Origin of the sequence: Bacillus sp. JJ1566 (genome assembly GCF_036962685.1) — a bacterium.
Taxonomy (GTDB): domain Bacteria; phylum Bacillota; class Bacilli; order Bacillales; family Bacillaceae_L; genus Ferdinandcohnia.
This window is the reverse complement of the sequence record NZ_JBALOP010000047.1, coordinates 13,007-38,477: the sequence shown is the minus strand read 5'-3', so window position 1 is coordinate 38,477 and position 25,471 is coordinate 13,007. Positions and strand designations below refer to the sequence as shown.

Sequence of the window (25,471 nt, the reverse complement as noted above, 5' to 3'; positions counted from 1 at the left end):
ATCGGTGTCTTTCAGTGCTTTGCAAGTCCAACACCTCCTTTTTTCCAAGATATTGCGACATAAAAAAAGCCTCACCCCCTACCAGATTCATTCGTTAATCCGGTAGGAGTCAGGCTCTCATTTTTAAAATAAGTGTAGCTCCGAATTATTTCCCTGTTTCTCTTCGAACGATTGGAGCTACTTCCGTTGCTAACAATTCAATCCCTTTTGCGACATTTTTAAATGGTTGTCCACCTATGTCTAGTTGCGCAAGGAAACGTTGATGCCCGAAAAGTTCGTATTGTTGAAGGATCTTTTCGGCGACCTGCTGCGGACTGCCCACGAACAACGCAGTTTCTGGACTCGCCATCTGTTCAAAGTCAGCCCTGGACATCCTTGTCCCCATGCCACGCTGACGATTCACGTATCCCCAGTAATTGGAGTAATACGGATAAAACTCGTCTTTCGCTTGCTCCGTTGTCTCAGCTAGATAAGCATGGCCAGTTACACCAACCTTTAACGATTCAGGTGCATGCCCAGCGTCTATCCCAGCTTGCCGATACAGATCGACAAGTGGCTTAAAGCGTCTTGGATGACCACCTAAAATCGCTAATGCCATTCCCACTCCAAATCTTCCAGCACGTACAGCACTCTCAGGTGTCCCTCCAACTCCAATCCAAACCGGTAAATTTTCTTGTACCGGCCTTGGCGCAATTTCAGCATTTCGTAAGGATGAACGGAATTTCCCTGACCATGTGACGGTTTCATTTTTTGACAATTGTAAAAGGAGATCCATATGTTCTTCAAATAATTCATCATAATCGTTCGTACTATAGCCAAAAAGAGGAAATGATTCTATAAATGCCCCTCTACCAGCTAGGATTTCGGCCCGACCATCTGAAAGTAAATCGACTGTAGCAAAATCCTCAAAAAGACGAACAGGATCAAGCGTGCTCAATACACTTGTTGTGCTTGTTAATCGAATTTGATTGGTTACTTGTGCAATAGCAGCCAGTAAAACTGCTGGAGAAGATGACGCATAATCAAGACGATGATGTTCTCCTATTCCAAATACATCTAGCCCTGCCTCGTCAGCCAATTTTGCGGCTTGAACGATTTCTTTTACCCTTTCCCCGACCGTAATTGTGTTTCCTGTTAGGGGGTCAGGGCCAATATCTGCAAGTGTGTAAATCCCAATTTCAATTCCACTTTTTTTATCTTGATTCATAGAGGGTTCCTCCTTTACTTTATAGCGATAAAATAATTTGATTACCAGAAGGATCATGCGTAATGATGTTATTATTTTCTTCTAAAACAGTCGCACCAATCTGTTTTAAATTATTCACCATCCCGGCACGAGCTTCTTCACTTGGAAAAATGAGTGTATAAAATTCAAGTCCAACACCATTTTTAGGCGGCATCGGTGCCCCTACTCCATTCCATGTATTAACCCCAATGTGATGGTGGTATTTTCCATAAGAAAGGAATAATGCTTGCCCTCCAAATCGATTGACGACATCCATTCCAAGTCCTTTTACATAAAATTCTTCAGTCTTTTTTAATTCGGCTACATGTAAGTGTATATGCCCCATAACCGTTTGCTTTGGCATCTGCCATGGCTTACCCGGTACAGAGTTTTTTAATAATCGTTCAAAATCAAGTGGATCAACTGCCATATCCACTTCATCGCCATTCCAATTCCATTCTGAAGGATCGCGGTCTATATAAATTTCAATTTCGTTTCCATCGGGATCATGTAAATACAATGCTTCACTCACTAGATGGTCAGAAGATCCAAAGCGAATCCCTTTTTCAACTAAATGAACTACGATATTCGCCAAATCTGATTTAGTAGGTAAAAGAAGAGCAAAATGATATAGCCCAGTCGTTCTTCCTTGTTTTGGGACCACATCTTCTGGTTGTACGAGTGAAAGAATACTCGTTTTTCCATCTGTTGTTAGCTTTGCTGTTGATGCTGTTTGTTCCAAAATATCGAAACCAAGTATTTCCTTATAAAATTGTATAGAACGTTCAAGTTTTGTAACTTTGATTTTGACATGTCCCACGAATGTCGTAGGTTTTGTGTGATATCCCATAATAGCCCTCCTAGGGTACTCTCTTTAAAGTTTATTATTCCAATGTTTCTAGTGTTTCATATCAGTTACTTTATGTAAGTAAGTATATTTATATAAATAAATTATGTCAAGTGATTAGATTTCAATTTGTAATTAACCGTTTGTTTTTGATATAATAGTGACCAAGAGAGGTGCATGAAAAAATGAAACAACCTACTATATGTCCAAAATTTGAAAAGGCAATTTCGCTATTAAGTCAGAGATGGACGGCATTAGTGATCTATCAATTATTATTGGGACCTCAGAGGTTTAATGAAATTCAATCTTCTATAGGTATAAGTGGCAAAGTCCTATCAGACCGTTTAAAAGATCTAGAGCACCGAGGATTGGTTAGACGTGAAGTTATTCCAGAAACACCCGTTATTATTGAATATTCATTAACGGAAAAAGGACATACGATGGAGCCCATTTTAAGGGAGATTGAAAGATGGTCACAAGAATGGGTAAAACCAGAATAGAATAGAAAAGACACATAGTAAAAGGGCTGTTCCAAACGTCATACAACGACAATTGAGAACAGCCCTGTTTTAGTTTGTAGGATAGTTCGAACTCCACTCATTATTTATCTTTATAATTCTTACTTAGATTTCTTATGATATAGATCAACCCTAACATTGAGAGTATTGTTAAAATGACCTTTCCTTCTGTGGTCCAATTCGTTACTTGATTCACTGAATATGCTTCAATAAGTAGGGCTGGTATCTTTCCGATTGAGCTTGCAAAAAGAAAAACGATTAGACTAACCTTACCCATTGCGGATGCGAAGGTTACTAAACCTGATGGCATAAAAGGTAATAATCGCAAAGAAAGGATTAGAAAAAAGGCTTCCTTCCCTTTAGTCCCAAGGAGTTTAGATACAAGTGGATATTTATCCAGCTTTTTTCCTACATATCTTTTAAAACCCTTTCGGTATAGCCAAAAAGAGACAATAGCTCCTATAGTCTCTCCTAAAAAAGAAATGAAGGTTCCCTTCCAAAAACCAAAGACTAGTAGGTTTGCAGCAGTTATAAAAACACTGGGAATAAAGCCAAGGACGCTGATTATTATATTAATCAGCAAACTGACTACAACAGCGAACTCTTTATAGTTAACTAGAACTTCCACTAGCCAATCCTGCATACTCTTCCTCCGTGTCCATTGACCACCTCTTAAAATACGAGACGAACCTTTATTTAACTAAGCTACCTTTAATGATAAATTCAAATTATAAATTCGATCGTTTTGGCAGTTCTTTCAGCAGCAGATTTCCCCATGATTTGCTCAACAAGATGTAGTGCCATATTTATTCCTGAAGAAACTCCGCCAGAGGTTATGATATTGCCATCCTGCACTACTTTTCTGTCGGATAAAACGTTAATCTCAGGATACTTTTCTTGTAGCAATTTTAAAGCTAAATGATGGGTGGTTGCCTTCTTTCCATTTAGCAAGCCAGTTTCACCTAATATGTATGCTCCAGTGCAAACTGAGCATATGAAATCAATGCCTTTATGAGTAATAATCCACTCTATGATTTTTTTGTTTTTAGCTACATCCTGTACTGCTCGTAAGGGACCACCTGGAATTAGTAGAATATCTAATTCTGGACTATTATCAATGCTAAAGTCTGGCTTTACCTTTATATCCGAATGAGTTTTAATTTCTTCTCCTGTTTCCGAAAGAGTATATACTTCGAATGGTCTAGTTGGTAGTAAATGTTTTTTGTATAGGGTTAATGCTTGTTCAGCTTTGTTTTTAGCTGTTAATGATAACACCTCAGCAGGACCAGCAAAGTCTAAGACATCCACATAGTCAAAAAGTAAGATTCCGACCTTTCGCTTTTTCATTTCCAATCCCCTTTATCCGAAACTATTTTTTAATAATTTCATCTTTACCCCCATCCCATGAACAGAAGCATTTATATAACTGACATTTTTATGTTTTCTAAACCATAACGATTAATAAATTTTGAAAATTGTTCTCTCTTCTTGCCATGTTCAGCATAAATCGTAATTAACTTTTCAACAACTTCAAAAAGCTGTTCTGGGGTTAGCTGCTCCAATAATAAAGTGCCTGCTTTGGCATCTTTTCCTTTCGCTTTTCCGCCGATATATAAATCATATGCGTCTTTTACTTTCATGACGCCAATATCATTTACTAAAGGCTCACCACATCCAACAGGACATCCTGTATAGGCTGGGCGAAGCGTAAAAGGAACCTGTTTTCCGGCAATTCGATTATTAAGTTCAATCGCTACAGGCATCCCTTCTTCTTCTGCACCTTTACAAAAATTACAAGTTCTTAAGCTTTTTACAAAATTCCCTACAGGGTAACAGGATAAACCGACTTCCTCAAATTTTTCTTTCACCATTTCAACTTTACTTTCTAGTACTTCTATATAAAGCTGTTGGAAGGTTGTTAACTCAAGTTCATCGCCATCGTTTAGGTACTCAGCAATGACAACCAGTTGTTTGGCATTTAATTTTGCACCAAATGAAATTCCACCATTCACAGCCAATTTAACCTTTTTATCCGTTTGATCCATCCCATTCTCACATCCTACTATGGGGCAAAGGGACAGGTTCAATGTCCCAGATTCAAATGAATGTGGGTCAAGGCACCTGTCCTAATCGTCCCTATATTATTTTAATTTTACTCGTTGTAATCGTAATGCGTTTAATACGACCGATACGGAACTGAATGCCATTGCTGCACCTGCTACCCATGGTGCAAGCAATCCTACTGCAGCAATTGGAATCCCAATGGTGTTATAAGCAAAGGCCCAGAATAAGTTTTGCTTAATATTTCGCATTGTTTTGCGACTCATTAATATTGCATCAGCAATACTATTGAGGTCACCACTAATCAGTGTAATATCTGCTGCTTCCATTGCAACATCCGTACCTGTGCCAATGGCCATTCCAATATCTGCACTAGCAAGTGCTGGTGCGTCATTGATGCCGTCCCCGACCATTGCCACTTTTTTACCCTGTTGTTGTAATTTTTTCACTTCCTCTGCTTTGCCTTCAGGAAGTACTTCTGCAATAACCGTATCAACGCCTACCTCTTTCCCAATAGCCTGTGCTGCGCGCTCGTTATCACCTGTCATCATAATGACGTGAATACCCATATCATGTAGGCGTCTTACCGCTTCTTTAGAAGTATCTTTCACGGTATCCGCTACGGCAACTAGTCCCGCATACTGTCCATTAATACCCGCTAGCATCGCTGTCTTACCGTCGGTTTCAAGTTTTTCCATCTCAGGTAAAACCGATTGGACATCAATTCCATATTGCTGCATAAGTTTACGTGTACCAATAACAATCCCTTGGCCTGAAACCGTCGCAATGACACCATATCCCGGAATCGCTTCAAAAAATTGAACATCCCCAAGTTCGATGCCTTTTTCCCGGATCCCCTCAACAATCGCTTGTGCGAGTGGATGCTCAGATTGTTTTTCAGCTGCACCGATTAATGATAAAAATGTCTCTTCATCTTGGGCATCTGCTGTTAAAACATCCGTTAAAACTGGTTTACCATGGGTTACAGTACCCGTTTTGTCGACTACAACTGTATCAATACCCTGGGTTTGTTCTAAATGCTCGCCACCTTTAAACAAAATCCCAAATTCAGCTGCGCGACCAGAGCCCGCCATAATCGAGGTCGGCGTTGCTAAACCGAGTGCACATGGACAAGCAATTACAAGAATAGCAATTAACACTTCAAGTGCTGGTGTAAACTCTCCCGGACTAACCCATATGATCCATACTAGGAATGTAAGAAAAGCAATTCCCACTACGATTGGAACAAAAATACCCGAAATTTGGTCAGCCAAACGTTGAATGGGCGCTTTCGAACCTTGTGCGTCCTCTACTACTTTAATGATTTGGGCTAGTGCTGTGTCACGACCGACTTTTGTTGCTTTCATTTTAATGAAGCCATTTTTGTTAATCGTTGAGCCATATAAGACATCACCTGACGTTTTATCTACTGGTAAGCTTTCGCCTGTTAACATCGATTCATCAACAGCTGTTGTTCCCTCTAGTACCTCACCATCAACAGGGATTTTTTCACCCGGTTTCACTAAAATGGTGTCACCTATTACGACTTCTTCTAACGGAACTTCTTTCTCAACTCCATCACGCACAACGATGGCTGTTTTTGCCTGAAGTCCCATTAATTTTTTAATCGCTTCAGATGAACGACCTTTCGCTCTTGCTTCAAATAATTTACCTAAAAGAATCAGTGTGATTAGCACTGCACTTGTTTCAAAGTAAAGGTGTGGCATCTGGTCCGTTCCGGCTGTTACAATTGCTTGATACACACTATAAAAATAGGCTGCTGAAGTACCCATAGCAACGAGGACGTCCATGTTTGCACTTCCATTACGTAGTGCCTTATAGGCTCCTACATAAAACTGTTTCCCGATAATAAATTGTACCGGTGTTGCCAAGATCAGTTGAATCCAAGGATTCATTAAGAAATCTGGAACATATAAAAACGATGTAAAGGAAAAATGCCCTACCATCGTCCATAATAATGGTAACGATAAAATCGCTGAAAAAATGAATTTTCGTTGCTGATCTTTAATGTGTTTTTCACGATAGTCTACTTGTTCTTTATCCTCTTGCTTTTGGTGTGCACCGTAGCCTAACTTCTCTACCTTTGCAATAATATCTGCAATTGTTACCTCTGATGGATTAAATTCAATGGTTGCTTTTTCAAGTGCTAAATTTACGTTTGCAATTGAAACACCTTCCATCTTGTTTAGCCCTTTTTCGATGCGTGTCGAACACGCTGCACAGGTCATCCCTGTAATTTCAAATTCTGCTTTTTGTTTCACTACACCATAACCAAGTGCTTCGATTTTCTTTTCAAAATCTGCTTCACTCAGTTTTGATGGATCATATTTAATCGTAGACTTTTCAAGTGCTAGGTTAACGGATGCCTGCTCAACGCCCTCCATTTTATTTAACCCTTTTTCAATACGTGTCGAACACGCTGCACAAGTCATCCCTGTAATTTGAATGCTCGCTTCCTTCAACTTTCTAGCTGCTGCTGCTTCGGTACTCATGATCTTCCCTACCTCCTTTATACCTCCAAGGGGTATATTTTTTCGAAAATGAGAGAGTGCTATGGAAGCACTCTTACTCTACGTCATATCCTTGATCGTCAATTGTTTCTTTAATTTTATCAAGAGATACTTTGGATTCATCAAACGCTACTTCAACCAAAGCTTCATCTAATTTTACCTTTACTTCACTAACACCTTCTAACACGCCAACGCTACCTTCTACAGCCTTTACACAATGTCCGCAAGACATTCCGTGTACGTTTAATGTTACAGTTTGCATAATTTATACTCTCCTTTTAAAAATATATGATGATCCCCGATACTATATAGGGGTATAAAAGCTTTAAAAAAAATTATTTTTTCATTAATTTTTGGATGGTAACAACTAATTCATCTAAAACTTCATCGTCACCTTCCGAAAGGCGATCTACGACACAGCCTTTTAAATGACCTTCCAAAAGAATTTTGGCCACACTATTTAAAGCTGATTGGGTTGCCGAAATCTGGGTTATAACATCATCACAGTAAACGTCTTTTTCAATCATTCCCTTAATGCCTCGAATTTGACCTTCGATCCGGTTTAAACGATTTGACAAATTCTGTTTCACATGTTCAGGATGATGACTTTTACGTTCAGATGTACCACATTCTGAATGACAGTTTACTTCTTCAGCTTTGTTTTCCATAGCATAACCTCCTAACTTGATTTCATCTTAACATACCCCCAAAGGGTATGTAAAGTAGGAAGAGGTTCCGTTTTCAAAAAATTTATTATGGTTCACAAACTAGACACCGTTTGTTCAATTATTTCTTATGCTGCGCACTTTCCATTTACAAATACTTAAAAAATAAGAAAAAAGGATGCTCCAAAGAAAATCTTTGAACACCCTCTTTTACTTATGATCTATATAGAGACAAAATAGTTGAAATGAATAGTAGTCCTGTTCCACAACCAAGTGAATAGACCATTACTTGAAAAGTAAATTGTTCCTTCCATTGAATAAGGTCTTCATTGGTTGCTATCTGTTTTTCAACCTCCAACATAGCTGTTGACCTATTTACCATTGAATCTTTCATTTTCGTAAATCCTGATAAAAACAGATCTAAAAATCCGCTTCTCGTTACATAAAGGACCGCACCTAAAAGTAATGCTAGTAAGCCCGCTAGAAAAATTCGATTAATCATGATCATAGATTGGAAGTTATACAAACCTAGTGCTTTTACTATTCCAAAAGCAATAATAACCAACACGACGGACCAACAATACTTTTTCAACGTAAATGTCTCCTTTTAAAAGAAATCCCTATTCCTTTGTTGCAAATCGGAAATCAGGTTTTGTAAGTGGATCAAATCGAATACCGTCTACATTACTCTTTACAAGTGAGTTTTGTGAAGAGAAGTAAATTGGAATGATTGGCATATCTTCCATTAGAACAGCTTCCGCTTGATGTAATAGCTCATATCTCTTTGCTTCATCTTGTTCAATTAGAGATTGCTCTAATAACTGATCAAATTCTGGGTTGTTCCAATTGGTAAAGTTACTTGAGCTTTTACTGCTATATAGATTTAATACTGGATATGGATCAAGGAAGTCTCCAACCCAGCCCATTCTTGCGATTTGGAAATTCTTTTGTTTAAATGTATCAATATATGTTTTCCATTCTTGATTTTCCAATTCTACTGTTACACCAAGGTTTTCTTTAAACATTTCTTGAAGTGCTTCTGCGATTTTCTTATGGTTTGCTTCTGAATTATATTTTAATGTTACTGCAGGCAGTTCAGTCCAGCCTTCTTCCTTCATTCCTTCTTCTAGTAGGCTTTGTGCTTCTTCTTTATCAAACTTGTAATACTCATCTGCATCATCTCTAAAATCATTTCCAGTTGGGGCTTGAACTCCGTATGCTACGTAACCGTAAGCAGGCATTTCTCCACCTTTTGAAATATGTTTCGTGATGGCTTCACGATCAATGGCTGATGCAAAGGCTCTTCTGATTTTTGCATTATTAAATGGTTCTTCCTCTACATTGAAAGAGTAAGTGTAAACACTGAACGAAGGATTATTATGGTATTCCTCGCTGCTTTTTTCCTGCTCGATGGCATCTACTTGAATCGATTCTACTAAGTCAAGCTCACCAGATTTGTACATTTGGTATTCAGTTGTTGCATCTGCGACCATTTTGAAGGTTACTTTCTCCATGGTGATGCTTTCTTTATCCCAATAAGAATCACTTTTTTCAATTACTAGTTCATTATTGTGATCCCAACTTACTAATGAGTATGGTCCGTTTGTTACAACTGTTTCTGCTTCTGCAGCCCAGTCTTCATTCGCTTCAACTACCTTTTGGTTAACCGGCATGAATCCTTGGCCCAGAAGTACTTTAGGGAAAAATTTAACTGGTGTATTTAATTCGACTACTAATGTTTGATCATCAGTTGCTTTAATTCCTACATCTTCTACAGTACCTTTTCCAGTGTTATATTCTTCAGCACCCTTTATATAGTAGAAACTTGATGGGTCATAGGCAGCTGTTTCTGGATTTAACACACGTTTCCAAGCAAATTCAAAATCCTTTGCTGTTAACGGATCTCCGTTCGACCATTCTACACCATCACGAATGGTGAAGGTGTATGTATTTCCATCCTCAGAAATATCTACTTTACTAGCTGTTCCTTCAACAATATTTCCTTCTTTGTCATACATGTATAATCCTTGATATAAATTATCAATCACCCAAAATGAGGTCGTATCTGATGCAAAAGCCGGATCAATTGTATAAGGCTCTCCACCAAGATTTAACGTTAGCTCCTGTGCTACATTCTCTTTTGAATCTCCACTATTTGTATCGCCAGCTTCTTTATTACCACATCCGGCAATAATTAAAACCAATAATGTAATAAAAATCAATGAAACTTTTTTCACTTTTTGTTCCTCCCTTTCTTTTTTAATGTAAGTGACAAGCTACCCAGTGTTCCGCCTTGATTTCCTTCCACTCTGGCATCACTTCCCCACATTTCTCCATTGCTTTAGGACATCTAGTTCTAAAAGGACAACCAGATGGCGGATTTAATGGACTAGGTGGATCACCCGAAAGCACGATTCGCTCCCGAGTTCCCCTCAATTTCGGTTCCGTTACAGGTATGGCCGATAATAATGCATGTGTGTAGGGATGAAGTGGATCTCGGAACAATGCATCACTGGTCGTAAGCTCTACCAATTTCCCCATATACATCACACCAATACGATCACTGATATGTTTCACCATGGCTAAATCATGGGCAATGAATAAATAGGTCAGTTCATTTTCCTTTTGCAAGTCTTCAAGAAGGTTAATCACCTGTGCCTGAATGGAAACATCTAGTGCCGAAATCGGTTCATCCGCTACGATAAATGAAGGATTAAGTGCCAATGCCCTAGCAATTCCGATTCTTTGTCGTTGCCCCCCACTGAATTCATGAGGAAATCGCTTCGCATGGTCAGCATGTAAACCAACCTTTTCTAGCAATTCTATGACTCTTTCTTTTCTCTCTTTTCCTCGTAAAAGCTTATACGCATCAATCCCTTCAGCAATAATGTCGCCGACCTTCATTCTTGGGTTGAGAGAGGCGGTTGGGTCTTGAAAAATCATTTGCATTTGCCTACTTAACTCTTTTTTCTCTTTACCGTTAAGATTTGAAATGTTCTCACCGTTAAAGAGCACATTCCCGGAGGTTGTTTCATAGAGGCCGACAATCGTTCGCCCAAGTGTAGACTTCCCACTGCCACTTTCACCAACTAATCCGAGCGTTTCTCCTTTTCGAATAGCGAAGGAAATTCCATCGACTGATTTAACGGTTTTTCTTTTGCCCATTTTAAAATGTTTTTTGACTTCCTGAACCTCTAAGACATACTCAGACAATGTTATTCCTCCCTGCTGCGATCAATTCTTCATGCTTCGGAGCTCTAGAATCATTCAGCCAGCAGCGAGCCTCATGATTTTCCGTGAACATTTCCTTTCCTGGCATATGTTCGAGACAAACTTCCATAGTAAAAGGACAACGAGCCGCAAAGGGGCATCCCTTAGGAGGGTCGAATAGGTCAGGTGGAGAACCTTCAATCGGAACTAATCTTTCCTTTTCATTACTCTCATGCTTTGGTACTGAATTTAATAAACCCCATGTATACGGATGTTTCGGGTTTTCAAATATTTCTTCCACCTTACCACTTTCAACAACCATGCCGGCATACATAACGGCTACTCGGTCAGCAACCTCTGCAACGACACCCAAATCATGAGTGATGAGCATAATCGAGGTGTTTCTTTCTTTCTGTAGCTTTGTTAATAATTCTAAAATCTGCGCCTGAATTGTAACGTCCAATGCGGTCGTAGGTTCATCGGCAATAATTAAGTCAGGATTGCAGGCTAATGCAATCGCAATGACGACCCGTTGTCTCATACCTCCACTAAATTCATGCGGATACTGAGAATAACGGTTTGGAGCATCTGAAATTCCAACAAGCTTTAGTAACTCAATCGTTCTTTGTTTGGCTTCTTTCTTTGACAGCTTTTTGTTTCTTATCAGGACTTCATCAATTTGACTGCCTACTTTCATCGTTGGATTGAGAGAGGTCATTGGATCTTGGAAAACCATTCCAATTTCGGATCCACGTATATTTCTAAATTCCTTCTTGTTAAACTTTGTTAAGTCCTGGCCTTTAAATTGAATCCTTCCCTCTTTCACCCGTCCATGTTGGGAAGGAATCATACCCATAATCGCCTGCGCCGTAACACTCTTGCCACATCCGCTTTCCCCAACAACAGCAAGTGTTTCCCCACTCTTAACATGAAAAGAGACACCTCTTAGGGCATGGATTTCACCGCTTGATACACGGAAAGAAACCTTTAAATCTTCTACTTCCAATAAATGATTCAATCAACACACCTCCTTACTTTTTAGATTGAGGGTCAAGTGCATCCTGCAAACCGTCTCCAAATGCATTAAATGCAAACATAGTTAGTGATATCATCAGTCCTGGAAAGAATAATCTCCACCACTGACCACTAAGAACAACTCCTAGCGAATCATTCGCCATCGTTCCCCAACTAGCTGTAGGTGCTTGTACACCTAATCCAAGGAAGCTTAGGAATGATTCTGCGAAAATCGCTGATGGTATCGTAAAAGTTAAATTAACAATGATAATTCCAATCATATTTGGCAGTAAGTGCCTGATAATAATTTTTGCATGTGAAGTTCCGAGCTTTTCAGCAGCTAAGACAAATTCTTGTTGTTTTAATTGAAGAATTTGACCTCGAACAATTCTTGCCATCCCGACCCAGCCGGTAATCGATAGGGCTATAATCATTGTTGTAAGCCCCGGTTTCATGATGACCATTAATAAAATGACGACTAGTAGATAAGGAATTCCATACAAGACTTCAACAATTCTCATTAAAAAATTATCAATTCGGTCACCAGTTTTTCCTCGACCAGCCATGTATCCGGAAACTCCACCTACAAAAACTCCAATCATTAAATCGATAATAGCAGCAACAATTCCGATCGTTAGAGAGATTTTGGCTCCCGCCCACGTTCTTGCCCAAACATCTCTTCCAAGATCATCTGTTCCAAACCAATGCTCACTAGATGGGGGTAAATTAGTCTGTGTTAGATGCTGTTCACTTGGGCTATGCGGGACCATATATGGTCCAAAAATCGCTAAAAGAATAATCACCGCTAAGAGAATGAAACCAAATACAGCCATTTTGTTTTTGGCAACCTTCCTAATGACTTCCTTTCCATAGCTCTCATAAGGTCTAGCCATTTTTTCGCTATGTAGGCTCTCCTTATTAGCTGGACGAAATAGATGGTCAATGTTTGTTCGTGGTTGTCCCATTAGGAATCACCTCCACTTGCGATTTTAATTCGCGGATCTATAACTCGATACAGTAGATCGATAACAAATAAAGTTAATATTAAAATAGCACTATAGAAAATCGTAGTACCAAGAATAACTGGATAATCTCGATTAAAAATACTATCAACAAAATACTTTCCAATTCCCGGTATTGCGAAGATTTTCTCAATCACAAACGTTCCAGTAATAACGGAGGCAAACAAAGGTCCAATGAATGAAACTACCGGAATTAAGGCATTTCTTAAGCCATGCTTGATGACGATTTCCCAAGTATGTAGTCCTTTTGCCTCTGCAGTTTTAATAAAATTTTGATTGAGAATTTCAATCATGCTAGCACGGACAAACCGAGTAATAATGGCGATTGGACCGACAGCCAAAGCAATCGTTGGCAAAATCGAGTGGCTCCATGTTCCCCACGCAGCTACTGGTAACAGTCCCCATTCAACTGCAAAGTACTTGATTAAAAGAGGGGCCAGTATAAAGTTTGGAACAGATATTCCGATGATGGCAATAAACATTGAAGCGTAATCCAAGATTCGGTTATGATTTAAGGCTGCGATAACCCCTAATCCGATTCCCATTACAATTGCAATAATAAGAGATTGTATTCCTAGTAAAGCAGAAGGTCCAAATCCATCCGCGATGAGACTATTAACATCTCTAGATTTTGATTGAATAGAGGGACCAAGATCAAATTGTACGAGATCCTTTAAATAGAGAACATATTGAGTCGGTAACGATTTATCCAGATTATATTTTTCTCTCATATTCTGGACAATTTCCTCCGGTAAAGCTTTGGCATCAGACGCAAATGGATCTCCCGGAATCAAGTGCATAATGACAAACGTTAGGGTGACAATGATCCATAACGTGACAATCATCGTAAAAAGTCGCTTGAATAGGTATAACATATTAAGGGTCTTCCTCCTTCTTTTTGAAGAATAATTGATTTTGAACTAGTAAAGTACCTATTCGAAAATTCCATCTTTTTTATCAATAAAAAAATCCTCTTCATAGAAAGAAGAGGATTGATATCACGAAATCAACTCTTCTTATCTACCAGACAAATGTAAATCTGATGGAATTGGCACAGTATTCAGGAGAACCTGTTGCCGAGGTTTCAAAGGGCCATGTCCCTCCACCTCTCTGGATAAGAAAGTATTTATAAAATTTAAATTAACTGATATATTAGTCTTGCTAAGAATACATCACGTCAAGATTTTCGTCAATCAAAAAATACTAAAATAATAATTTTTAAATATATTTATTATTTTCTAAATAATAAATCAGATGTTTCCCCTCAAATAAACAAACCAACGTATAGTAAAATCCTATTCTAAGAAAGTGTTTTCATCTCTTACCTTAAAAAGCAGACCCTTAGCCCTAGCGTTGTAACGATTTCACGCTCGGGCTAAGGGTCATATATTCGGGACCACGAGAACCGTCCCCTTGGTTCCCATCGGTTCATTCTATTCTGTAATTAAACCATAAGCAGAAATGTTCTTAATTCTTCGAGACACAAGCATGGAGACAACGTAGGCTACTATAAGGATACTTACACAAAGCATTAGAACAGTTGGTAAATGAATCACAAAGTCTAAACGTTTGACTCCTGCACTTGAAAGTAATATTGAAAGCATAGGATTCGTGAAAAAGTAGCCCAGCACGCCACCAATTGCAACACCTGTAATAATTACAGGCAGAAAACTAATGGAGATTTGATTCATCAGTTGAATCGTTGAATAGCCGATTGCTTTCATTACACCAAACTCTTTCTTCCGCTTAATAATCATCGTTTTGATAACTAGGTACAGGATCATCACAACTACTACAACGGTAATTGTCAAAACCATCACCATAACAGCAAACACTGCAGCAGTGTACATTCCTGTTTGGCTCTCTATATTTTCATCGATATCCAACGTTCCAACTATAGAGTCCCCGTACTTACTCTGGACATTTTTGATAAAGTCTTTATTGGAAATACCATCTAGATATACATAAAGGGTTGTGCCTTTATAGTCAGCTTGTAATTGCTGCATTCCGTCCATCGTTAATGCGGCTACCTGTCCTAAATTACCAATTGATTGACTAAGTCCTGTTACTAAATAACTTTTTACTTCAGTCCCATATTCTACTTCAACTGTATCTCCAATACCTTTATTAATTTGATTAGCTACAACCCATGAGATCGATATTTCATTTTCATACTTTGGCTGTCGCCCTTCATAGACAATATTATTCTCTAGATGGTTATAATCATCAGTCACATTTGTATACACGGTTTGACCATCAATTTGTGTTGTAATTAAGTCGAATATATTCACTTTCCTGACATTGTCCATTTGTTCAATATCGCCCAACAGTTCATAAGTATCTGTATCTGGCATAACGGTAACCATTACATTTGACGGTTCTGAACCGAATAAGTTAACAAACGCGGTTTTATCTGAAGCAATATTGTAATAAAGGACCATGGAAAATACCGAAGCAAACGTTAATGCAATAATGATTACAAGAATCATCATATTTTGCTTTGCATTTGCCAGCATCGATTTTATCGCAAGTAAAAAGTGCAAACCACCTTTCGCTTTCTCTAAAGGGAAGTAATTTTTTCTAAAACTATGAGTTCGAATTCCTCCACGAAGTGCAGCAACAGGTAGAATCTTTCGTATACGTAAGGCAGATAGTAATGTAACGATTACAACACAAAAAACAACAACGAAAATACTGACTAGATTTATAATCATGTCAAAGCCTTGATGCCAAATTAAACCAGATAAAGATGAAATAATCCCACCTATAAAAGGCATTAGACCATATGACAATCCAACTCCTACCGCACTTGCACTTAAGGCAATTATGATAAACTGCAGGATCATTGATGAAAGAATTTGCCCGCTTGTATAACCTATCGCTTTAAGGGTTCCGATGTTTGCCATTCCATCCTCAATGCTATTTGAAATGCGAAATCGAATGACAATTAGTGATACAAGCACGATAATAGCCGCAAAAAAGACTAATATGGTCGCCACGATGTTGATGGTCAATGTACTTACACTTTTCACCAATTCAATATCTAATCCCCAAATATATGAAGTGGTTTCACCAACAACAGATTGCGGAAATTCCTTCGTGAAATCATTTAACAGCTTTGAAGATTTCGTTTTGTCATCCATCAACGCAGAAATAATCATCCCTTTTGATTGTTCGTCTAATTTGTCCACCAATGCTTGATAGGATCCCTCTGGCAGCATAAATTTCATAACTCCAATGTTACTTGTCCCCATTATCGTTGTTTCTAAGAATCCAGCAATTCGATATTCATAGTCCCGATCTTGATAGGTAAGGATAAAATTGTCACCTAATTGATAATCCCCGTTTGTTTTAAAACTGTATGGCACATAAATATCATTGGTACTTGGTGTATCAAGCTTTTCAATCAACTGTAGCGGTCCAATACTGCGATTATGATCTGCATTAAAAATAGCGACACTACTATTTAACTTACTATTACCAAGTTTAAATGTAGCAAGGCCGATCATGACAATCTCTTCAGTTTCTGTCTCTGTTACACCAGAATAGTTCATCAAATACTCATCGTAAGTTGGCCGATAACTAGCTTGATCCATCATAATCGTTACATGGGGGTCTTTTAATTGTTTAACTTTGTTATCAAAAAATGGATTTATTTGTGTAATGACCATTAGGCCAATATTAAGTAGCAGTGCCGCAACTAAAATAAAGATAAATAAAGAAACGGTAGCCGATTTGCTTTTCCTAATATTCGCCACTGCTAGATTCATAATCTTCACCTTACCACCCCATTTCTGCAAGGAAATGTTTTAACTTTTCATGGCGTTCGAAATTTTCATTTTCACTGTATGTACCTAGCAGCAAGTCACCGCAAATGACACCATCTCGCAAATACAGAATTCGATTTCCACGCAAGGCCGTTTTCATATCATGAGTTACTAAGACAATACTTTGTCCATTCCGATTTACATTTGTGAATACATCCAAAACACTATCACTTGCAGTTGAGTTTAATGCTCCGGTTGGTTCATCTGCAAATAAAACCTTTGGATTGTTAATGATGGCTCTAATAATCCCAACCCGCTGTGCCTCACCGCCCGACAGTTGTGCAGGAAATTTAGACCACGAGTTTTCATTGATTCCTACTTGTATTAATAGTTCTTTCGCCTTTTTAACAAGTTCGCGCTTATTTTTATTAACTAAAAGACCACTCGCCAGTACATTATCAAGTACGCTCATGTTATCTAGTAAATAAATTTGTTGGAAAACAAAGCCACAATTCTTTCTTCTAAATATCGCAAGTTGATCATTGTTTAATTTGGCTATGTTTTTTCCAGCAAAATTAATTTCACCTAATGTCGGTTTATCCATCCCGCTAATTGCATACAGTAGCGTGGATTTCCCAGATCCTGAACTACCCATTATGATAGTAAAATCCCCTTCTACTAAACTAATATCTAGATTTTTTAATACATGCTGCTGAATTCCCCCGCTAGAAAAGGTTTTACACAGCTTTTCCGTTCTAATAATTGTTTTTGTCATGATTTATAGACATCTCCCTTAATTAAATGTTTTAACCAAAAGAAAAAAGACCGCAATATTGATTACAGTCTTATCATACAAAATGAATTCTTATTAAATCTTTGTGCAATTCTTAACTATTTCTTAATTATTATGCAAGCTTAATTTTTAAAACTGCTGTAAACCCATCTTTTCGGTTGTAACAGCTAATTTGGCCATGCATATTTTCCATGAAATACTTTGATATAAAGAGACCAAGGCCTGAACCGTTCTTACCTTCAACATTTTTCCCACGATAATATTTATTGAACAGGAGAGGTAATTCTTCTTCACTCATTCCTGGTCCATAGTCTCTAATCTGGAGTTCAAGATACCCCTGATTGATTTGAGAGGTAATCGTAACCTTTGTTCCTGCATATTTATATGAATTACTTATAATATTGTCGATTACCTGTTGCATTCGCAGGGGATCCGTTAAAATAATACATGGTGGAATTGGATCATAAACGATTTGTTGATCAAAATTGACATTCTCAATCATATCAATAAGCACTTGGCTCGATTCCTCAGCTACCGTTAATTTTAACTGCTGCAATTCCTCTAAGGTGGCGTGAAACATATCGGTAACAAGTAAGTTAACCTGCTCTGCTTTTAAGTAAATCGTATTTACTTGCTTGATGACCTTATCATCCTTTGCTTGCAAGAGCATTAATTCACAAATTGCTTTGATTGAAGCGACAGGTGTCTTAATATCATGACTTAATGTGGCAACAAGTTCTTTCTTACTACGATTCGACTCGTACTCTCTTTGACGTGCAGCATCAAGCTCTTCACGCAATAAATCAAAGCTTTCCGTGAACGCACCAAAATAATTGTTCCTCTCCATATTTAAAGGTATATCTAGATTCCCTCTTGCCACATTCGTTGCGAAATTTTGAAGCTGCTGAAATGGTCTTAATAACGTTCTATTAATATAGATAAGAAAAAAAATACTAACAATCATTAATAGACCAAATATCAAACTTATGGTTGTGACTAGATCATTTTTCATATCTAGTACTAATTCTTGTTGGTTATTACGGATAATTAACTTCCCGACAATCACGTTATTTTTCTCTAAATCTATGAAGGTATCTCTATTTTTAACTGAGTCGTATGTATCAATAAAAGAATTCCCCGGTGTTTGATAAATCACGTTTTCCGACTGGTCAATTATAAAAAAGGGTTGTTTTATGTCACTGTTTTGAAACGTTTCTTCACTTACTTGTCCCCAATTTTTTTCGACAGTTTTAACCACATCATTTATGGCAACTAGATCTACTTCTGAAATATGATGATTCTTAATAACTAGTACGGAGATGACGATACCTGCACTAAAAACAACCAGAATCATCACAGTTAGTAATTTTATTCTCATTGGTTGGTATCCTCTAAGACGTATCCTGTTCCCCATACCGTTTTAATAAATTGAGGGTCCTTTGGATTACTTTCAATTTTCTCACGTAAATGGCGAATATGTACGTTTAGGGTCCCGTCCCCTACAAAAGAATCTCCCCATACATGCTTAAACAATTCATCTTTTGTAATGATTCGATTTTTATTTCTTGCCAAATAAGATAGAAGCTTAAATTCCATCGTTTTTAATTGAATATCCACACCATTTACTCGTACACGATGCAGCTTTGTATCAATTTGGATCTCTCCAAACTCTAAAACCTCCTGCTGGTTGGTCGTGGCGTTGCCAACTCTCTTGAGTACGGCTTTTACTTTGGCGAGTAAGATACTTAGGGTATATGGCTTTTGTATGTAATCGTCTCCCCCTATGTTTAGAGCTATCAATATATCGTCATCGCTAGAACGTGCACTGATAAATAAAATCGGAACCTGCGTTGTTTGGCGCAATTTTTTACATAAATCAAATCCAGATGAATCCCCAAGATTAATATCAAGCAGAATCAGTGATGGTTCATGTTCCACCAAAAAACGTTCGCAATCCTCCGCACTTGTCACAAAAGCGGTTTTGACTTCAAACATATTAAAATATTCACAAGTTGTTTCAGCTAAAGCAATCTCATCATCAACAATCAAGCAATCCAATTTCATCATAAATCTCCTAGAAAAAGATTATCCTAGTTCGGTAACCGGATATTTCCAGTATACATTAGATTGTATAAGTGGTGAAGATTTCATAAACCCCCAAGTCGCGGTGACACCGGGGATTTGGCTCTTCTATATCTCACCGCAAAAACCAGGCAAGTTGACGAACCGTAGTTTCGTGTGAAATTCGGATACGTTTTAAAAGTAATAATTCATTTGGTTGTTCTGTACTAATAAATTGACCAGGCTTGGTTGTTACTGCAAATGTATAATATTTCTTTGTTTCTTCAACGACATTTTGATTAAATTGACCTGCCGGGTAAGCAATTGCCACCACCGGATGACCTGTTAGGTCTTCAATTTTTTGTTTGGAAGCATTTAATTCGTTATCGTAATTAGAGATGATTGGGAGATCCGCATGGGACATCGTATGGGACTGAATGGAGAAAATACCCGAGCTCACCATTTCTTTTATATCCTCTGATGATAGCCAATATGGGGATGCATCAATTCGGCCCGCAACAACAAATTCAGTCGCCCTCGGAAGGAAATGTTCATCTTCTAAAGCTTGCAGGATTCGAAGTGCATTCATATTGTTCTTCATTCCATCATCAAATGTAACCAAAATGGGCTTGTTCACCTTATTCCTTTCATCCCACTGTTCAAAAGTAAGAAGTGTATAATCATTTTCTTTTAAATACCTCATTTGCGCCTCAAAATTTGCGGGTGAAACAAATAATCCTTTTAGACCTTTTCCTTTATATTCCTCGATGGCATGGTACATCAGAATGGGCACACGTTGCTCAAAACAAAGGGTTTTCCGAGCAATTAGCTTTTTCTTTCCTTGTTCATCGACCTTGTATGCCTCAATCTGATATTCGCCACGCTGTGCTAAAAACTCTTTTGTGTCAAACAAAAATAAAAAGTTACGTTCCTTATCCGTAAAAGAAAAACTTTTCATCGTTAATGGACCATCTGCAGTGCGCCAAATATGGTAATCAATCTGATTTATATTTTCTTCTTTCAGCTCTATTGTTGTAATTGCTGTTTTTGTTGAAGTGGATGTAGTTGGCGCAATAGAAATAGTTGCTATTGGTCGATAAACATTTCGTTTTATTAATGCTTCTTTTTCTTCCATTAAATTTGGAGGATAAGTCGTAATGGTTAATGGAGGCTGTGTTTCTTGTTTCAAATCTGTAGCAGCAATCTCGCTATTAGAAAGTAGGAATATCGCAAAAAGGAGAACCCAAAAATATCTAAACATGCCACCCATCCTTGCTTAAAATTTACTCATTTTAGTTTGTGAGGGGTGACAAAAATTACAAGTGGGTAATATTGGAATACTCCTTTACATTCCCTTACCAATATTTTGTAAGTGAATTAACAAATATCTCCAAAAAAGCAACATATAAATTAGTAAGGAGAATGGACAAATTCGTGAAAGTTGATATTTTTGCAAACGAAAGGATTGATCGAATGAAAAAAGTCGAACTCATTAATATTTCGAAATCCTATGACAAAGCAACTGAAGTCATTTCAAATATTAATGTCACGATAAAACCTGGTGAGTTCTTTGTGTTAGTAGGCCCATCAGGGTGTGGAAAAAGTACGATGCTTCGAATGATTGCTGGGTTGGAGGATATTACTAGTGGCGTTTTAAAAATAGGCGATAAAGAAGCAAATCTATTGCCACCAAGCAAAAGAGAGATTTCGATGGTATTTCAGAACTATGCCTTGTATCCTCATCTATCTGTTGAGGAAAATATCGTATTTGGTTTGCATGTTAAAAAGATTTCAAAAGCTGAAAGAAAGAAGCGCTGTATAGATGTAGCAGAAATGCTGGGTCTATCCGAACTACTAAAGCGAAAACCTAGAGAACTTTCAGGAGGTCAAAGACAAAGGGTGGCATTAGCAAGGGCGATTGTAAACCAGGCACCGATTTGTTTGATGGATGAGCCTTTATCTAACCTAGATGCGAAATTACGTGCACATATGCGATTTGAAATCAGACAGATTCAGCGAAGGCTCGGGATTACGATGATTTACGTTACACATGACCAGGTTGAAGCCATGACAATGGGTGACAGAATTATGATTTTACACAACGGAAAAATTCAACAAATTGGTGAGCCTATCGAAATCTATAACCAGCCTGCAAATCCTTTTGTAGCAACCTTTATTGGGTCTCCCCCGATGAATATAGCAAGGGGAACGATACATAAGGAAAAGAGAGAAATTTCGATTGGAGATCATGTAAACATAAAAGTTCCTGAAAGAGATATCCATTTATTAGACTCCGATTCCATAACTGTTGGAATTCGGCCAGAGCATTTAAAACCCGCTGCAAAGGAAGCAACACCCACAAATCATATTTCTGTCGAAGTCATCAATGTGGAGGTTTTAGGAAATGAAACAATCCTTGCTTTTAAATTTGGAGACAAGGAATGGTTAGCCAAATGGAATGGACAATGGAGAGTTCAAGTCAATCAGGTGATACCGATTGCAGTAGACTATGATTCTATCTGTCTGTTTGATAGTGTAACGGGGGAATTACTCAAGTCCCCTACAAACATTGAGAATCATGTTATTGACCAAGAGGTGATTATGTAATGGGACCTGCTTTAGATTACAAGGAAGCAAAAGTACCTCCAAAGATGGGGTTTTGGAAGAGAACCCTTAATGCTAGAACAGCACTCTTGTACTTATTGCCATCAATCGTTCTATTCAGCGTGTTTGTTTTTTATCCGATGTTTCGAACCATTTATTTAAGTTTTTTTCTTACTAATCAACAAGGTGAGGCAGCCCTTTTTGTCGGACTAGAAAACTACACCTATTTATTTGAGTCAGACAGCTTTCGACAAAGCACAAAAGCTACAATTCTATTTGTCCTTTATACAGTGCCAGCAGGAATTATTCTTGCCTTATTTCTTGCCTTGTTAGCCAATGAAAAACTGAAAGGGATTGGGTTTTTCAGAACAATCTATTCATCTACTATGGGAATTTCAGTTGCAGCATCCTCTGTTGTTTGGTTGTTTCTTTTTCATCCTAGTATTGGGATGTTCAATCGGTTCTTAGGATTATTTGGTTTAAAGGACATTCAATGGTTATTAGATCCCGAATGGGCCTTAATTTCAGTCTCCATTTCAACGATTTGGCTTAATCTCGGATTCTCATTCTTAATTATTCTTGGTGGATTACAAAACATCGATGAACATTTGTATGAGAGTTCGAAAATTGATGGTGCTGGTTATTTTTATCGATTAAGAAGAATTACGATTCCTATGCTCTCACCCACCTTGTTTTTTATTATCACCATCTCCATGATTAATGCATTCCAGACATTTGGACAGATTGATATTTTAACGAAAGGCGGACCTTCCGAATCTACGAACCTTATTGTTTATTCAATCTACAAAGAAGCATTTATCAACTACCAATTTGGAACAGCAAGTGCACAGGCAGTCTTTTTATTTCTTACGATTTTAATCGTAACCATTCTCCAATTTAAGTTCGGGGAAAAGAGGGTGCACTATCAATGAACAAGCCCACAAAAATGTTATTTTACGTCCTTTTAGTATTGGCAGCCTTCTTCGTGTTTTTTCCCATTTTATATGCACTCATGATTAGTTTCATGGGAAGTAAGGAAATCTTACGAGGAAGCTTCTTCCCCGAATCTATTAACCTTGATAACTATGTCAAAGCATTTGAACGATTACCATTGATGAAATATTTATTAAATAGTTTTATCGTTTCAGCAACAGTTATGTTAGGCCAATTAATTGTATCAAGTATGGCAGCCTATGCCTTTGTTTTCATTCCATTCAAAGGCAGGAACTTTGTTTTCTTCCTATTCATTTCAACCATGATGATTCCATGGGAAGCGACAATGATTCCAAACTTTTTAACGATTCAAAAGTTGGATTGGATTAACACGTATCAGGGCTTGAATGTCCCGTTCTTCGCTCTTGCATTTGGGACGTTCTTACTTCGTCAGCATTTCAAGACCATTCCAAAGGAATTACATGAAGCTTCACAGGTTGCCGGATTAAGTAGATTCCAATTTTTTATTAGAGTAATCCTACCAGTTTCTAGAACTAGCTTGGTGACGTTGGGGGCGTATGGTTTTTTAACAACATGGAATATGTATTTGTGGCCACTTCTGGTCACAAACAACGATTCGGTAAGAACCGTACAAATAGGCTTAAAGCAGTTACAAACACAAGAAATGGCAACTGATTGGGGGGTGGTAATGGCCGGGGTAATGGTTGTAATTATCCCAACATTAATTTTATTATTCTTAGGACAAAAGCAGCTACAGAAGGGTCTATCACAAGGAGCATTAAAATAAGAGGGAGTGTTGAAGAAAGTGAAGAAATCTGCAAAGTATTTTGCTGTATTATTTATTATCGGCTTACTTTTTACCACTGCTTGTTCAAATAGTGCAACTAAAGAAAATGACCCAAAGGATGAAGGAAAGGAATCAACAGAATCAACAGGACCAACAGAAATCGTCTTTTGGCATGCTATGTCTGGCGCTGGACAAGAAGCGCTTGACGAGATTGTGAATGACTTCAATACATCACAGGATAAAGTAAAGGTTCATGCGGAATTCCAAGGTACTTACGAAGAATCATTAACAAAATTTCGAGCTGTTGGAGGCACGAATAATGCCCCAGCAATTATTCAAACATTTGAAGTTGGAACAAAATATATGATTGACAGTGGTTTTATTGAACCCATGCAATCATTCATTGATAAAGACAATTATGATCTTGCACAGCTTGAAAAAAATATCTTAAACTATTACACGGTTGATGATAAATTGTATTCAATGCCATTTAACTCATCTACACCCATTTTGTTGTATAACAAAGATGCGTTTAAAGAAGCTGGCCTAGACCCTGAAAATCCCCCACAAACCTTCAGCGAAGTGAAAGCTGCTGCAGAAAAGTTAACGAAAAAGAATGGTGATAATACGGAGCAATATGGGTTTTCAATGTTAACGTATGGCTGGTTCTTCGAAGAACTTGTGGCTACACAAGGCGGTTTATATGTAAATAATGATAATGGTCGTTCAGATGATGCGACCAAAGCTGTTTTTAATGGTGAAGAAGGATTACGCGTATTTAAGTTTTTAGATGATATGAATAAGGCGGGTACATTCGGAAACTTCGGAACAAATTGGGATGATATCCGGGCTGCCTTCCAAACTGGAAAAGTGGCCATGTATATGGACTCGTCAGCCGGAACGACAAATGCTGTCAAAACGGCACCATTTGAAGTAGGCGCTGCTTTCATTCCACATGCGGATGAGGTTGATAGCAATGGTGTTATCATTGGCGGAGCTTCATTATGGATGTCAAAAGGAATTGATGAAGCAAAGCAAGACGCAGCCTGGGAATTTATGAAGTATATGGCAACTCCAGAAGCACAAGCCAAATGGCATGTGAAAACAGGATATTTCGCAATCAACCCTGCCGCATATGATGAAGAAATCGTAAAAAATCAATGGGAAGAGCTACCACAGTTAAAGGTAACTGTCGAACAGCTTCAAGCAACGAACCCATCTGTTGCCACACAAGGTGCGTTGATTTCGGTATTCCCTGAATCAAGACAACAGGTTGTAACTGCATTGGAAAACCTCTATCAGGGTCAGGATCCGCAAGAAGTACTTGATAAAGCAGCAGCAGAAACCGACCGTGCCATTGAAATAGCAAATAAAACGAAAAAGAAATAAAAAGTAACCAATTATCATAAAAT

Annotated in this window: 24 protein-coding genes and 1 riboswitch; of the genes, 5 read left to right on the top strand and 19 right to left on the bottom strand. The window is 38.0% G+C overall.

The window, feature by feature from the left end; genetic code table 11:
• Positions 1–145 precede the first annotated feature (145 nt).
• Positions 146–1,207, bottom strand: coding sequence for an LLM class flavin-dependent oxidoreductase (locus V7112_RS17895; protein WP_335422333.1), 1,062 nt, complete (start codon positions 1,205–1,207; stop codon positions 146–148).
• A 19-nt stretch (positions 1,208–1,226) separates the two neighbouring features.
• The gene (locus V7112_RS17890) at positions 1,227–2,075 is read right to left on the bottom strand and encodes a VOC family protein (RefSeq protein WP_335422331.1); all 849 of its coding nucleotides are present in this window, start codon (positions 2,073–2,075) and stop codon (positions 1,227–1,229) included.
• A gap of 182 nt (positions 2,076–2,257) precedes the next feature.
• On the opposite strand from V7112_RS17890, the gene V7112_RS17885 reads away from it, so the two are divergent.
• Positions 2,258–2,572: a winged helix-turn-helix transcriptional regulator gene (locus V7112_RS17885; protein WP_335422328.1), complete on the top strand. Its 315-nt coding sequence runs from the start codon at positions 2,258–2,260 to the stop codon at positions 2,570–2,572.
• 100 nt (positions 2,573–2,672) lie between these two features.
• On the opposite strand, the gene V7112_RS17880 is transcribed toward V7112_RS17885, so the two are convergent.
• The 17 genes from V7112_RS17880 to V7112_RS17800 all read right to left on the bottom strand — a co-directional run bounded on the left by V7112_RS17880 (position 2,673) and on the right by V7112_RS17800 (position 20,975).
• Positions 2,673–3,233 (bottom strand): TVP38/TMEM64 family protein, encoded by a 561-nt coding sequence (locus V7112_RS17880; protein ID WP_335422326.1) that lies wholly within the window; start codon positions 3,231–3,233, stop codon positions 2,673–2,675.
• Between the two features lie 80 nt (positions 3,234–3,313).
• On the bottom strand, positions 3,314–3,937 hold the full coding sequence (locus tag V7112_RS17875; protein WP_335422323.1) for a DJ-1/PfpI family protein: 624 nt from the start codon (positions 3,935–3,937) through the stop codon (positions 3,314–3,316).
• A 71-nt stretch (positions 3,938–4,008) separates the two neighbouring features.
• Entirely contained in the window at positions 4,009–4,635 is a 627-nt protein-coding gene (locus V7112_RS17870; RefSeq protein ID WP_335422321.1) for a nitrite reductase, read from the bottom strand.
• 96 nt (positions 4,636–4,731) lie between these two features.
• Positions 4,732–7,164: a heavy metal translocating P-type ATPase gene (locus V7112_RS17865; protein ID WP_335422319.1), complete on the bottom strand. Its 2,433-nt coding sequence runs from the start codon at positions 7,162–7,164 to the stop codon at positions 4,732–4,734.
• 73 nt (positions 7,165–7,237) lie between these two features.
• Positions 7,238–7,444, bottom strand: a complete 207-nt coding sequence (gene copZ / locus V7112_RS17860; RefSeq protein WP_335422317.1) for a copper chaperone CopZ — start codon at positions 7,442–7,444, stop codon at positions 7,238–7,240.
• 73 nt (positions 7,445–7,517) lie between these two features.
• Positions 7,518–7,850, bottom strand: coding sequence for a metal-sensitive transcriptional regulator (locus tag V7112_RS17855; protein ID WP_335422315.1), 333 nt, complete (start codon positions 7,848–7,850; stop codon positions 7,518–7,520).
• Between the two features lie 211 nt (positions 7,851–8,061).
• Complete coding sequence (locus V7112_RS17850; protein ID WP_335422313.1) at positions 8,062–8,439, bottom strand: DUF3899 domain-containing protein; 378 nt, start codon at positions 8,437–8,439, stop codon at positions 8,062–8,064.
• A gap of 28 nt (positions 8,440–8,467) precedes the next feature.
• On the bottom strand, positions 8,468–10,084 hold the full coding sequence (locus V7112_RS17845; protein WP_335422311.1) for a peptide ABC transporter substrate-binding protein: 1,617 nt from the start codon (positions 10,082–10,084) through the stop codon (positions 8,468–8,470).
• A 22-nt stretch (positions 10,085–10,106) separates the two neighbouring features.
• Positions 10,107–11,060: an ABC transporter ATP-binding protein gene (locus V7112_RS17840; protein WP_335422309.1), complete on the bottom strand. Its 954-nt coding sequence runs from the start codon at positions 11,058–11,060 to the stop codon at positions 10,107–10,109.
• Complete coding sequence (locus V7112_RS17835) at positions 11,053–12,075, bottom strand: ABC transporter ATP-binding protein (protein ID WP_335422307.1); 1,023 nt, start codon at positions 12,073–12,075, stop codon at positions 11,053–11,055. Before V7112_RS17835 ends, V7112_RS17840 begins: the two co-directional genes overlap by 8 nt.
• Before the next feature lie 13 nt (positions 12,076–12,088).
• Positions 12,089–13,036, bottom strand: coding sequence for an ABC transporter permease (locus V7112_RS17830; RefSeq protein WP_335422305.1), 948 nt, complete (start codon positions 13,034–13,036; stop codon positions 12,089–12,091).
• Positions 13,036–13,968 (bottom strand): ABC transporter permease, encoded by a 933-nt coding sequence (locus V7112_RS17825; RefSeq protein WP_335422303.1) that lies wholly within the window; start codon positions 13,966–13,968, stop codon positions 13,036–13,038. The genes V7112_RS17830 and V7112_RS17825 overlap by 1 nt, the downstream gene beginning before the upstream one ends.
• Before the next feature lie 138 nt (positions 13,969–14,106).
• Positions 14,107–14,214: riboswitch (SAM riboswitch) on the bottom strand.
• Between the two features lie 312 nt (positions 14,215–14,526).
• A complete protein-coding gene (locus V7112_RS17820) occupies positions 14,527–16,863 on the bottom strand; it encodes an ABC transporter permease (protein ID WP_335422398.1) in 2,337 nt (778 codons plus the stop codon).
• Between the two features lie 10 nt (positions 16,864–16,873).
• The gene (locus V7112_RS17815) at positions 16,874–17,635 is read right to left on the bottom strand and encodes an ABC transporter ATP-binding protein (protein ID WP_335422301.1); all 762 of its coding nucleotides are present in this window, start codon (positions 17,633–17,635) and stop codon (positions 16,874–16,876) included.
• A 130-nt stretch (positions 17,636–17,765) separates the two neighbouring features.
• Positions 17,766–19,031: a HAMP domain-containing sensor histidine kinase gene (locus V7112_RS17810; RefSeq protein WP_335422299.1), complete on the bottom strand. Its 1,266-nt coding sequence runs from the start codon at positions 19,029–19,031 to the stop codon at positions 17,766–17,768.
• Positions 19,028–19,717 (bottom strand): response regulator transcription factor, encoded by a 690-nt coding sequence (locus V7112_RS17805; RefSeq protein WP_335422296.1) that lies wholly within the window; start codon positions 19,715–19,717, stop codon positions 19,028–19,030. Before V7112_RS17805 ends, V7112_RS17810 begins: the two co-directional genes overlap by 4 nt.
• Before the next feature lie 133 nt (positions 19,718–19,850).
• The gene (locus tag V7112_RS17800) at positions 19,851–20,975 is read right to left on the bottom strand and encodes a polysaccharide deacetylase family protein (RefSeq protein WP_335422295.1); all 1,125 of its coding nucleotides are present in this window, start codon (positions 20,973–20,975) and stop codon (positions 19,851–19,853) included.
• Positions 20,976–21,187: 212 nt separating this feature from the next.
• Between V7112_RS17800 and V7112_RS17795 the strand changes: the two genes are divergently transcribed.
• From V7112_RS17795 to V7112_RS17780, 4 genes are read left to right on the top strand one after another with little or no spacing between them, the layout of a single operon-like run.
• The gene (locus V7112_RS17795; protein ID WP_335422396.1) at positions 21,188–22,321 is read left to right on the top strand and encodes an ABC transporter ATP-binding protein; all 1,134 of its coding nucleotides are present in this window, start codon (positions 21,188–21,190) and stop codon (positions 22,319–22,321) included.
• Entirely contained in the window at positions 22,321–23,250 is a 930-nt protein-coding gene (locus tag V7112_RS17790; RefSeq protein WP_335422293.1) for a carbohydrate ABC transporter permease, read from the top strand. Before V7112_RS17795 ends, V7112_RS17790 begins: the two co-directional genes overlap by 1 nt.
• On the top strand, positions 23,247–24,059 hold the full coding sequence (locus tag V7112_RS17785; RefSeq protein WP_335422291.1) for a carbohydrate ABC transporter permease: 813 nt from the start codon (positions 23,247–23,249) through the stop codon (positions 24,057–24,059). The genes V7112_RS17790 and V7112_RS17785 overlap by 4 nt, the downstream gene beginning before the upstream one ends.
• A gap of 18 nt (positions 24,060–24,077) precedes the next feature.
• Positions 24,078–25,448: an ABC transporter substrate-binding protein gene (locus tag V7112_RS17780; RefSeq protein WP_335422289.1), complete on the top strand. Its 1,371-nt coding sequence runs from the start codon at positions 24,078–24,080 to the stop codon at positions 25,446–25,448.
• The last annotated feature ends 23 nt before the right edge of the window (positions 25,449–25,471 follow it).